At 63.7% G+C, this 11,622-nt stretch carries 11 protein-coding genes; 6 read left to right on the forward strand and 5 right to left on the reverse strand.

Annotated features, from left to right (window positions below):
* Positions 1-33: 33 nt before the first annotated feature.
* Entirely contained in the window at positions 34-945 is a 912-nt protein-coding gene (locus B4L76_RS13985; RefSeq protein ID WP_296233287.1) for a LysR family transcriptional regulator, read from the reverse strand.
* A 128-nt stretch (positions 946-1,073) separates the two neighbouring features.
* Between B4L76_RS13985 and B4L76_RS13990 the strand changes: the two genes are divergently transcribed.
* Genes B4L76_RS13990 through B4L76_RS14005 form a run of 4 tightly spaced genes read left to right on the forward strand, consistent with a single transcriptional unit; the run spans position 1,074 to position 4,746 of the window.
* Positions 1,074-2,360, forward strand: a complete 1,287-nt coding sequence (locus tag B4L76_RS13990; RefSeq protein ID WP_296233289.1) for an MFS transporter — start codon at positions 1,074-1,076, stop codon at positions 2,358-2,360.
* Positions 2,361-2,369: 9 nt separating this feature from the next.
* Positions 2,370-3,149, forward strand: a complete 780-nt coding sequence (locus B4L76_RS13995) for a 5-oxoprolinase subunit PxpA (RefSeq protein WP_296233290.1) — start codon at positions 2,370-2,372, stop codon at positions 3,147-3,149.
* Positions 3,146-3,832, forward strand: coding sequence for a 5-oxoprolinase subunit PxpB (gene pxpB / locus B4L76_RS14000; RefSeq protein ID WP_296233292.1), 687 nt, complete (start codon positions 3,146-3,148; stop codon positions 3,830-3,832). The genes B4L76_RS13995 and pxpB overlap by 4 nt, the downstream gene beginning before the upstream one ends.
* Positions 3,829-4,746 (forward strand): biotin-dependent carboxyltransferase family protein, encoded by a 918-nt coding sequence (locus tag B4L76_RS14005; protein ID WP_296233294.1) that lies wholly within the window; start codon positions 3,829-3,831, stop codon positions 4,744-4,746. Before pxpB ends, B4L76_RS14005 begins: the two co-directional genes overlap by 4 nt.
* A 115-nt stretch (positions 4,747-4,861) precedes the next feature.
* On the opposite strand, the gene B4L76_RS14010 is transcribed toward B4L76_RS14005, so the two are convergent.
* The 3 genes from B4L76_RS14010 to B4L76_RS14020 form a co-directional block, all read right to left on the reverse strand.
* Positions 4,862-6,040, reverse strand: a complete 1,179-nt coding sequence (locus B4L76_RS14010) for a vWA domain-containing protein (protein WP_296233296.1) — start codon at positions 6,038-6,040, stop codon at positions 4,862-4,864.
* Between the two features lie 13 nt (positions 6,041-6,053).
* Positions 6,054-6,899, reverse strand: a complete 846-nt coding sequence (locus B4L76_RS14015) for an AAA family ATPase (RefSeq protein ID WP_225778812.1) — start codon at positions 6,897-6,899, stop codon at positions 6,054-6,056.
* A 154-nt stretch (positions 6,900-7,053) separates the two neighbouring features.
* Positions 7,054-8,133, reverse strand: coding sequence for a DUF748 domain-containing protein (locus tag B4L76_RS14020; protein WP_296233300.1), 1,080 nt, complete (start codon positions 8,131-8,133; stop codon positions 7,054-7,056).
* A gap of 134 nt (positions 8,134-8,267) precedes the next feature.
* Between B4L76_RS14020 and cysK the strand changes: the two genes are divergently transcribed.
* Both cysK and B4L76_RS14030 read left to right on the forward strand, forming a co-directional pair.
* On the forward strand, positions 8,268-9,242 hold the full coding sequence (gene cysK, locus B4L76_RS14025; protein WP_296233302.1) for a cysteine synthase A: 975 nt from the start codon (positions 8,268-8,270) through the stop codon (positions 9,240-9,242).
* A 172-nt stretch (positions 9,243-9,414) separates the two neighbouring features.
* Entirely contained in the window at positions 9,415-10,350 is a 936-nt protein-coding gene (locus tag B4L76_RS14030; RefSeq protein WP_225778809.1) for an aspartyl/asparaginyl beta-hydroxylase domain-containing protein, read from the forward strand.
* A 49-nt stretch (positions 10,351-10,399) separates the two neighbouring features.
* On the opposite strand, the gene B4L76_RS14035 is transcribed toward B4L76_RS14030, so the two are convergent.
* Positions 10,400-11,557 (reverse strand): ATP-binding protein, encoded by a 1,158-nt coding sequence (locus tag B4L76_RS14035; protein ID WP_296233303.1) that lies wholly within the window; start codon positions 11,555-11,557, stop codon positions 10,400-10,402.
* Positions 11,558-11,622: the final 65 nt, after the last annotated feature.

The following is an 11,622-nucleotide window of genomic DNA, read 5'->3' on the forward strand; positions in this document are numbered from 1 at the left end:
CGCGAAGAGGCCGGCACAGCCAGCGCAGTTGGGTCAGACCAACACTATCCGCTGCCCCCCCACATCCCGTGCATACCCCTCCAGCACCTGCCGGCACACCCCGACCACTTCGTCCACCAGCGCCACCCCGGTCTGCCAGGCCACTACCAGCTCCAGGCTGGGCGGCGGTTGCAGCCCTTGCAGCAGCACCAGCTCACCGCGGCTCAACTCGGCGTCCACCAGCGCTGGCGGCAACGCGCCAATGCCAAAGCCGTCGCGCAGCAATCGGGTAATCGCCGCCACCGAGTTCACGCAGTTCAACCGCGGCGTTTCGGCGCCCGCGGCTTGCAGCAGGCTCAGCACCTCCTGGTGCGGCCGAGAATTCTTCGAGAAGGTGATGATGCGCTCACGCGCCAGTTCGGCCAGCGAGGCGTAGTCGCGCTGCTGCAGCGAGCCTGCCGCCACGATCCAGCCCATCGGGTAGCGCGCCAGGTCGAGGCTGCGGATCGATTGCTCGCGCACCAGGTCGGTCTGCAGGATCACGTCGAGAAAGCCTTTGTGCAACTGCTCGCGCAGATTCAGTGCGGTGTCGGCCACCAGTTCGATCTCTACCTGCGGGTAGCGTTCGCTCAGCTCGGCCACCAGCGCGCTCATCCAGGTATGGATCACCGTGTCCATCACCCCGATGCGGATGCGCCCGACCTTGGCCCGGTCGCTGTCCAGTGACTGCTTCATGGCCTTGGCGGTTTCCAGCATACGCTCGGCATACTCCAGCACCTTGCTGCCCTCCGGGGTCAGGCTGACACCACGAGAGTCGCGCAGCAGCAGCTTCACGCCCAGGTCGGCCTCCAGTGCGGCGATGCGGCTGGACACCGAGGCCTGGGTGGTGAACAGCTTTTCCGCGGTCAGGCGGAAGCTCTTGAGCCGGGCAACCCAGACGAAGGTTTCGAGGAAGCGAAGGTTCATGATCAGTTTTTCTTGTTCCAGACCGGCGGTTTTTCTCGTTGGACGCAGCTGGCGTGGCATCTGAACAATGATGCCCAGGCCGCGACCCTGTGTCGCCCGTAAAACAATACCAACAAGCCGAGGCAACCATGAACCCCACCGGCGTGCAGCAGCAGGTCAGTCCATCCTCATCGACCGGGCCATTGGCCTGGTACCGTGATATCGATTCCCAGCAACGACGCACCTTCTGGAGCTGCAAGATCGGCTATGGCCTGGATGGCATGGACACGCAGATGCTCAGCTTCGTCATCCCCACGCTGATCATGCTGTGGGGCATCAGCACCACCGAAGCCGGGTTGATCCACACCAGCACACTGATCGCCTCGGCCGCCGGTGGCTGGATTGCCGGCATCCTCTCTGACCGCATCGGCCGGGTGCGCACCCTGCAACTGACCGTGTTGTGGTTCGCCTTCTTCACCTTCCTCTGCGGCTTCGCCCAGAACTACCAGCAGCTGCTGATCGCCCGCACCCTGATGGGCTTTGGCTTCGGGGGCGAATGGACCGCCGGCGCGGTGCTGATCGGCGAGGTGATCCGTGCCCAGGACCGTGGCAAGGCAGTCGGCATGGTGCAGTCCGGCTGGGCGCTGGGCTGGGGCCTCACTGCCATTCTCTACGCGCTGCTGTTTTCCTGGCTACCGGCAGAGCAGGCCTGGCGTGCGTTGTTCCTGTTGGGCCTGGTGCCGGCGATCTTCGTGATCTTCGTGCGCCGCCTGGTCAGGGACCCCGAGGTGTATCGCGAGGCCAAGGCCGTGCAAGACGCCGAGGCGCCTTCGCGCTTCTACGAGATCTTCGCCCCGGGCATGCTCTGGACCACCGTGCGCGCGTCGCTGCTGACCACCGGTGCGCTGGGCGGCTACTACGCCATCACCTCGTGGCTGCCGACGTTCCTCAAGAGCGAACGCGGCCTGAGTGTGCTGGGCACCGGTGGTTACCTGGCCATGGTGATCGTGGGTTCCTACATCGGTTATGTGGTCAGCGCGTACTTGTCCGACCTGCTCGGGCGCAAGAAGAACTTCATCCTGTTCGCCGTGGGCTCGTTCGTCATCGTGCTGCTGTACACGCAAATGCCGGTCAGCGATGGCGTGATGCTGTGGCTGGGTTTGCCGCTGGGCTTCTTCGCCTCGGGCATCTTCAGCGGCATGGGCGCATTTCTCACCGAGTTGTTCCCCACGCGCATCCGCGGTTCGGGGCAGGGCTTCTGCTACAACATCGGCAAGGTCGTGGCGGCGCTGTTCCCGCTGCTGATCGGCGTGCTCGGCCAGAAGGTGCCGCTGGGCCTGGGTATCGGCGTGTTCTCCGCGGTGTCGTACGGCGTGGTTATCCTGGCGGCGCTGAGCCTGCCGGAAACCCGCGGCAAACAGCTGCAGGCGCGGTAAGGTAGGCATATGAACAACCACATGGGAGGCCGAGCGGTGAAACGCCTGCTACTCAACTGCGACATGGGCGAGAGTTTCGGCAGCTGGCGCATGGGCCTGGATGCCGAAGTCATGCCGTTTATCGATTGCGCCAACATCGCCTGCGGCTACCACGCCGGCGACCCTGGCATCATGCGCCGCACCGTGGCCCTGGCGCTGGAGCACGGGGTCACCATTGGCGCACACCCGGCCTACCCGGACCTGGTCGGCTTCGGTCGCCGTTCCATGGCCTGCAGCCCAGAGGAAATCCGCGACCTGCTGCACTACCAGATCGGTGCGCTGGACGGGATCTGCAAGGTGCAGGGTGGCCGCGTGGCTTATGTGAAACCCCATGGCGCGCTGTACAACGACATGATGGCCGACCCGCTCAAGTTGCGCAGCGTGCTGGAGGCCGTGGCGGCCTATGGCGACGACCTGCCGCTGATGCTGATGGCCACCGCCGACAACCACGCAGCCCAGGCGCTGGGCGATGAAATCGGCGTGCCGCTGTGGTTCGAGGCGTTCGCCGACCGCGCCTACACCGCCAGCGGCCACCTGGTGTCGCGGCGCTTGCCCGGCGCGGTGCACCACGACCCGGCATTGGTTGTGGCGCAGGCGGTGCGTCTTGCCCGTGGCGAAACGCTGGTGGCCGACGACGGCAGCGCGGTGCAACTTGAAGCCAGCACCCTCTGCGTGCACGGTGACAACGACAGCTCGGTAGCGGCGGTACGGCAGATTCGCCAGGCCCTTGAAGCGCTGGAGTCGCCATGAACCCGCGGATCGAAGTGGTGGCCGTCGACAGCCTGATGGTGCGCCTGTTCGAACGGATCGACGAGGCCAACATGCCCTGGCTGCTTGCTGCCAGCCAGCGCTTGCGCGCGGCGTTCGGCGAGCACCTGCTGGATCTGGTGCCGTCCTATACCACGCTGATGGTGCAGTTCGCCCTGCCACCCGCCGCGGCGCGGGCGCTGATCAACCAGGCGCTGACGGGGCTGCGGCCGGATGTCGGCAGCGCCGGCCGGCAGCATGAAATACCGGTGTGGTACGACGCCAGCGTAGGCCCGGAACTGCCGCTGCTGGCGGCCCGCAGTGGCCTGAGTGAAGCGGAGGTAGTGCGCTTGCACAGCGCGCGCGAATACCCGGTGTTCGCCCTGGGGTTCGCCCCTGGCTTCGGCTTCATGGGCCTGGTCGACGAATGCCTGGCCAGCCCGCGCCTGAGTACCCCGCGCAAGCGCGTGGCGGCCGGCAGTGTCGGCATTGCCGAGCGTCAGACAGCGGCCTATCCGGCGGTTTCCCCGGGTGGCTGGAACCTGATCGGCCGTACCCCGGTGCGGCTGTTCGACCGCGAGCGGGAAGGCTATAGCCTGTTGCAAGCGGGCGACCGGGTGCGCTTCGTGCCGGTATCGCGCAGCGAGTTCCTGGCCCTTGGCGGTGATGTGGAGGCGCAAGGATGAAGCAGTTGCAGATCGAGGCCAGCACCCCGCTGTGCCAGTTGCAGGATAGTGGCCGCTTCGGTGTACGCCACCTCGGTGTGACCCAGGGCGGGGCGCTGGACTGGGTGGCGATGCACTGGGCCAACTGGCTGCTGGGCAATCCCCTCGCTGCACCTGTGGTGGAGGTGACACTGGGTGGTTTCTGCCTGGTGGCCGAACAGGATTGCGTGCTGGCGCTGGCCGGCGCCGACCTGCAGGCGCGGGTCGACGATCAGCCGCTGGCACCGTGGCGCAGCTTTGTCTTGGCCAAGGGGCAGCGGTTGACCTTGCAGCAGCCGAAGCAGGGCGTGCGGGCCTACCTGGCAGCACCGGGCGGGTTCCTCGGTGCGGACGTGCTGGGCAGTTGTGCGACGGTGGTGCGGGAAGCACTGGGCGGCATCGATGGCCGCGGGGCCGCGCTAGGCAAAGGCCAGCTGCTGAGGTTCGCCGGTACCGCAACGACGTTGCGCGAGGTGCCGCCAGCGCTGCGCCCGCAGTACCCGCAAAAACCTGTGCTCGACCTGGTGATGGGCGCGCAGATAGGCGAGTTCAGCGGTATCAGTCTGTTCGAGGCGTTCAACCGTGAGTGGACGCTGGATAGCCGCGCCGACCGCATGGGCATTCGCCTGCTGGGGCCGCAGCTGGTCTACCAGGGGGCGCCGATGATTTCCGAGGGTATCCCGCTGGGCGCGGTACAGGTGCCGCCGGACGGGCAACCGATCGTGTTGCTCAATGACCGGCAGACCATTGGTGGCTATCCGCGGCTGGGGGCGTTGACGCCGCTGGCGCTGGCCCAGCTGGCGCAGTGCATGCCGGCGGCAGTGGTGCGCTTCAGGGCGGTGGTGCAGGACGAGGCCTGGCGGGAGCAGCAGGCATACCTGGACCGTTGGCGATAAGGCTGCCGGCCTCTTCGCGGGTGAACCCGCTCCCACAGGTACGGCGCAAGCCTTGAGGCCTGTGCGGGACCTGTGGGAGCGGGTTTACCCCGCGAAAGGGCCGGCACTGGCAACATCACTTGGACAGGTAACGCATCCCTTCCTCCAACCCCTGCAAGGTCAGCGGGTACATCTTGTCTTCGATCAGGTCACGCACCAGATGGGTCGATGCGGTGTAGTCCCAGGCCTGCTTCGGGTAAGGGTTGATCCAGATGATCTTGCGGAATTTCTCCATGAAGCGCTGCATCCACACGTGGCCGGCTTCTTCGTTCCAGTGCTCGACGCTGCCACCCGGCTGGGTGATTTCGTAGGGCGCCATGGCCGCGTCGCCGACGAACACGACCTTGTAGTCATCGCCGTACTTGTGCAGCAGGTCGAAGGTGGAATACCGCTCCGAGGTGCGGCGCAGGTTGTTCTTCCACACCGACTCGTACACGAAGTTGTGGAAGTAGTAGTACTCCAGGTGCTTGAACTCGGTCTTGCATGCCGAAAACAGCTCTTCGCAGACCTTGATGTGGGCATCCATCGAACCACCGATGTCGAACAGCAACAGCAGCTTGACCGTGTTGCGCCGCTCGGGGCGCATCTGGATGTTCAGCAGCCCGGCATCGCGTGCGGTGTGGTCGATGGTGCCGTCGATGTCCAGCTCCTCGGCGGCGCCTTCGCGGGCGAACTTGCGCAGCCGGCGCAACGCCAGCTTGATGTTGCGCGTACCCAGCTCGACCTGGTCGTCAAGGTTCTTGTACTCGCGCTGGTCCCACACCTTCACCGCCTTGCCCTGGCGCTTGCCGGCCTCGCCCACGCGGATGCCCTCGGGGTTGAAACCGCCCGAACCGAACGGGCTGGTGCCGCCGGTGCCAATCCACTTGTTGCCGCCAGCATGGCGTTCCTTCTGCTCTTCGAGGCGCTTCTTGAATTCCTCGATCAGCTTGTCCAGACCACCGAGCGACTGGATCTGCGCGCGCTCTTCGTCGCTCAGCGAGCGCTCGAACTCCTTGCGCAGCCAGTCGTCGGGGATCAGCGCCTCGATGTGCCGGTCGAGGTTTTCCAGGCCCTTGAAATAGGCCGCGAACGCCCGGTCGAACTTGTCGAAATGGCGTTCGTCCTTTACCAGGATGGCGCGGGCGAGGTAGTAGAACGCGTCCATGTCGGCGAACACCACGTGCTTCTGCAGGGCCTGGTGCAGGTCGAGCAGTTCGCGCACCGACACCGGCACCTTGGCCGCGCGCATTTCATTGAACAGGTTGAGCAGCATGGCCCGGCTCCCGTCAGCGGTTGCCGCGCCGGCTCATGAAGGCCAGGCGTTCGAGCAGCTGTACGTCCTGCTCATTCTTCACCAGGGCCCCGGCCAGCGGCGGGATGGCCTTGGTCGGGTCGCGTTCGCGCAGTACCGCTTCGCCAATGTTGTCGGCCATCAGCAGCTTGAGCCAGTCGACCAGCTCGGAGGTGGACGGCTTTTTCTTGAGGCCTGGTACCTTGCGTACGTCGAAGAACACATCCAGCGCTTCGCTGACCAGGGCCTGGCTGATGTTGGGGTAGTGCACATCGACGATCTGCTGCAGGGTGGTGCGGTCGGGAAAGGCGATGTAATGGAAGAAGCAACGGCGCAGGAAGGCGTCTGGCAGTTCCTTCTCGTTGTTGGAGGTGATGATGATGATCGGGCGTTGCCTGGCCTTGATGGTCTCGTCGATTTCGTAGACGTAGAATTCCATCTTGTCGAGTTCCTGCAGCAGGTCATTGGGGAACTCGATGTCGGCCTTGTCGATTTCATCGATCAGCAGGATCACCCGCTCTTCGGCCTCGAAAGCTTCCCAGAGCTTGCCTTTTTTCAGGTAGTTGCGCACGTCGTGGACCTTGTCCACGCCCAGCTGCGAGTCGCGCAGGCGGCTGACCGCATCGTATTCGTACAAGCCCTGGTGGGCCTTGGTGGTGGACTTGATGTGCCAGGTGATCAGCCGTGCGCCGAACGAGGCGGCCAGCTGCTCGGCGAGCATGGTCTTGCCAGTGCCGGGTTCGCCCTTGACCAGCAAGGGGCGTTCGAGGGTGATGGCCGCGTTTACCGCCAGTTTCAGGTCGTCTGTGGCGACGTAGTCGCGGGTGCCTTCGAACTTCATGGGGCATGTCCTCTCTTGTAAGCCTGTAGGGGCCTCTTCGCCGGCACGCCCGCGAATGGCCCAACAACTGTTCTTGATCTGTCACCGACTATAACGCGGGGTTTGCCGGCTGGAAACGCAGACCGGGTATTCAGTCCCTGAATGCTCCGTCACTTCAGCCTCGGTCAGAATCTGGCGCGTCACGCTCATAGCGCGCATTGAATGCCTGGATAAACCCGTTGCGCAGGATCTGCAGGAACGCCTCGAACGCGCTGATGTCCTGCTTGCGTACGCTGCCACTCAATTCCACGCGGGTCGCGAACTGGTTCTTCGGCTGGTTTTTCAATACCGTCTCGGTCGCGCCCACCAACGCCTCCCAGACCGAGCGGAAGAAGCCTTTGTCCTTTTCTTCGACATCCTGCTGCCAGTCGAACACATCCACGTCGCGCAACAGCGGCTTGATGTAGCCGTTCAGGCGGCCGTTGGTGGCCTCGGCCTCTATCACCACGTCACCGTGCCCGGCATTGAAGTCGAACTTGCCGTAGGCACTGGCGAAATCATTGAGCTTGCGCAGCTCGATGCCGGTGGCGCGCAGGCGGAATTCGAAATCGTCGAAATTGCTGAACGGGTCGAACGTGGCGCGGCTTTCCACTTTGGCATCGCCCACCATCAGCGCCGTGCCATCGAAACTGGCGTCGCGTCGGCCTTGTTCGTCGCGGATGTTGGTGAGGTTGCGGATACTGGCGTTCAGCTGGGTGGCCTTGAGGTTGACCGGCGGCTTCGAGTTGAAGTTGCGGAAGGTCAGCACGCCTTCGTCGATGCGTACCTCATTGAGGGTGATCGGCAGCAGTTTCTCCAGTTGCTGGCGCCAGTCGGTGCCCTGGCCGGTCTGTGAGTTCTGCTTGTTGCCGCCGTCGACGAAGTTCAGTTCGGGCCGGTCGAACACCACTTCAGCCACCACTGCGCGGTCATACCACAGGGCGTGCCAGCTCACCGACAGGTCGATCAGCGGGGCGTCGAGAAACGGCACCGGTACCTTGCCGGTGGTCTTGACGATCTTCAACCCGTTGATCTGGTAGGCACCACGCCACCAGGCCAGGTCGACGTCGGTCACCTGGCCACGGTAGTCGCCCATGTCGGCCAGTTTGTCGTTGAGGTAGTCGCGCACCAGGTAGGGCAGGGCCAGGTGCAGCGCCAGCAACAGCGCGATCAGGCTGGCCAGGCCGAACAACGGCCAGCGATAACGGGCTCTCATCGGAGTGTCTCCAAGGCAGCATGTGCGGTTGACCGCAACGCCACTCGCTGAGTTCGAACAGGCTTTACGGGCTACCGGCTCGGGCTTACCCTTGAAGTCTTTCCCCGCTCGTTTTCATGCCAAGGACCCCTGCCATGAGCCGTATCTTTGCCGACAACGCCCATTCCATCGGCAACACGCCGTTGGTGCAGATCAACCGCATCGCCCCGCGCGGCGTGACCATCCTGGCCAAGATCGAAGGGCGCAACCCGGGTTACTCGGTCAAGTGCCGCATTGGCGCGAACATGGTCTGGGACGCCGAAAGCAGCGGCAAGCTCAAGCCGGGCATGACCATCGTCGAGCCCACCTCGGGCAATACCGGCATCGGCTTGGCCTTCGTCGCCGCTGCCCGTGGCTACAAGCTGATGCTGACCATGCCCGCTTCGATGAGCCTGGAGCGGCGCAAGGTGCTGAAAGCGCTGGGTGCCGAGCTGGTGCTGACCGACCCGGCCAAGGGTATGAAGGGCGCCATCGAGAAAGCCAACGAAATCGTTGCCTCCGACCCGGCCCTGTACTTTCTGCCCGGGCAGTTCGAAAACCCGGCCAACCCGGCGATCCACGAGAAGACCACCGGCCCGGAAATCTGGAACGACACCGATGGCGCGGTGGACGTGCTGGTGGCCGGCGTGGGCACCGGCGGCACCATCACTGGCGTGTCGCGCTACATCAAGCAGACCCAGGGCAAGGCGATCACGTCCGTGGCCGTGGAACCACTGGCATCCCCGCTGATTACCCAGACCCTGGCCGGCGAGGAACTCAAGCCCAGCCCGCACAAGATCCAGGGCATCGGCGCCGGCTTCGTGCCGAAGAACCTTGACCTGTCGATGGTCGACCAGGTGATGACGGTGACCGATGAGGAATCCAAGGCCATGGCTATCCGCCTGATGCAGGAAGAAGGCATTCTCTGCGGTATTTCCTGTGGTGCGGCGATGGCGGCGGCCGTGCGCCTGGCCGAAAAGCCGGATATGCAGGGCAAGACCATCGTCGTGATTTTGCCGGACTCTGGCGAGCGCTACCTGTCGAGCATGCTGTTCAGCGACATGTTCAGCGAGCAGGAAAACCAGCAATAAATGGCCTGTCGCTGACCCGGCGCAACGTTCGTTGGCCGGGTTCATTGCAAAATTTTCATCAATGAGTTGCCGCCCGGGTTATTTTTACAGCGGCGGCAGCGGTTTATGATGGCAGGATGATTTACAGGAGTGCAGGGCCCACGGCGCTGTCTCTTCCTCAAGGAGTGAAAGCATGACCTTTTCCTTTGCAGCCAAGGCGGGTGTCCTGCTGGTGTTTTTCGGCAGCGTGCTGTTCGTGCACCTGCGCGGCAAGGCTCGCTTGCCGGTGTTGCGCCAGTTCGTCAACCATTCGGCGCTGTTCGCCCCCTATAACAGCCTGATGTACCTGTTTTCCGGCGTGCCGTCCAAGCCTTACCTGGATCGCCAGCGCTTCCCCGAGCTTGATGTGCTCAAGGACAACTGGCAGGAAATCCGCGAAGAGGCCATGCGCCTGTTCGACGAAGGCTATATCCGCGCCGCCGAAAAGGACAACGACGCCGGTTTCGGTTCGTTCTTCAAGAAAGGCTGGAAGCGCTTCTACCTGAAGTGGTACGACAAGCCGCTGCCCTCGGCTGAAACCCTCTGCCCGCGTACCGTCGAGCTGGTCAGCAGCATCCCCAACGTCAAGGGCGCGATGTTTGCCCTGCTGCCGGGTGGCAGCCACCTGAACCCGCACCGCGATCCGTTCGCCGGTTCCTTGCGCTACCACCTGGGGCTGTCCACGCCCAACTCCGACGCCTGCCGCATCTATGTCGATGGCGAGGAATACGCCTGGCGTGATGGCGAGGATGTGATGTTCGACGAAACCTACGTGCATTGGGTGAAGAACGAGACCGACGTTACCCGGGTGATCCTGTTCTGCGACATCGAACGCCCGCTGAGCAGCCCCTTGATGACCCGCATCAACCGCAAGGTCAGCGCCTTCCTCGGCCGTGCTACCGCACCGCAGAACACCGACGACGAGCGCGTAGGCGGGATCAACCAGGCCTATGCCTGGAGCAAGCGCTTCAGCAACCGTATCAGTGCCCAGGTGAAGCAGTTCAAGCGCGCCAACCCCAAGGCCTACCGCGTGCTACGGCCGGTGCTGGCGGTGCTGGTGGCCTATCTGCTGTATCGCTGGTTGTTCTGATTCCCGCCTGGGGGGCTGTCGTGCAGCCCCCTGTGCAGTTCCAGGCTGCTCAGGCAAGACCCTGCAGCAGGCCATCGGCCCGCACGATATCGACGATCACCTGTTCGTCTACCGCATATACCCCGCGTGAGGCTTTCCATACCAGGTGCTTTTCCTGCAGGGCGATGAGTGCCTGCTGTACCCCCGGCACCTCGGCCTTCACTTCATTTGCAGCCATGCCTGCCAGCTCCATCGCCTTGGCATACAAGGCCAGGGTAGGGGCCTCGAACGGCGCATAGTCGTTACCTTTGACGCACATTACACGCAACACTGCGGACTGGATCGGGGTGAGGCTGTGGATCACCTTTTTCAGGCTTGCGTTCAAGTCATCGGCCTGGGCCCGGACCAGTTCGCTGAACCGCGCCGGAATCGCCTGGGGCTCGATGCTGAAGTCGAAGCGGATTTCATCCGCTGCGGCGCCCAACAGTTCCGGGCGGTAGCCGCTTTCCCTGAACAGCTGGAACACCTCGGTTGGGTCAAGCGTGCAGGGCAGGTCGATGTTGGCACAAAGCCAGTCGATGAAGTCCTGGTCCAACGTCGGGAATTGCACCATCGAGGCGCCGAAGAATGCCTGGTCCTTGCTGTTGCGCAGCATCGCCAGCTTGTCCCGGTTCGAACCTGTGCAAACGATGCGCAGGCCATGGTGCTTCGAGCTGTTGAGCTCGTCCCGGGCGGCCTTGAGGGCGAACAGGGCGGCTGTGCCGGCTTCCGTGGTGATGGCGTGCTGGGCTTCGTCGATGATCAGGACAATGATCTTGTGCGACGCATCGGAGAGTGCCACCAGGGCGCTGGTCAGGTCGATGTCCTGGCCGAGGCCGATCTTGTCCAGGCTGAAATTCAGCCCGCCAACCGTGACCTTTTCCATGCCGGACGCCTTCGCCAGGCGCGTGATGAAGCCTTCGTTACGACCCACCGCGTCACGCACCGTTTCGACGATGACCTGGCCTGGATCCTTGGTCAGGTCTTTCCACAGGTCGGCATACAGCACGATCGCCCCTGCAGCTTCGAGGGCGGGGCGCAGGTCCTCACGGGCGAAGGTGGATTTGCCGGTGCGCCGTGGCGCAGCGAGAAAGACGCCGGAGCTTGCCGCGCTGCCCACGGCGACATGCAGGATCAACTGCGACAGGCGGGATGCGAGCGCCGGGCGGTGGTAGACGGTTTCACGCATTGCTGCACCTCCATGCGAATCTATAGCCGATTATAGACCGACTATAGATGGATTATAGGTTGCCT

The organism is Pseudomonas sp. UBA4617 (assembly GCF_002386445.1).
Taxonomy (GTDB): Bacteria; Pseudomonadota; Gammaproteobacteria; order Pseudomonadales; family Pseudomonadaceae; genus Aquipseudomonas.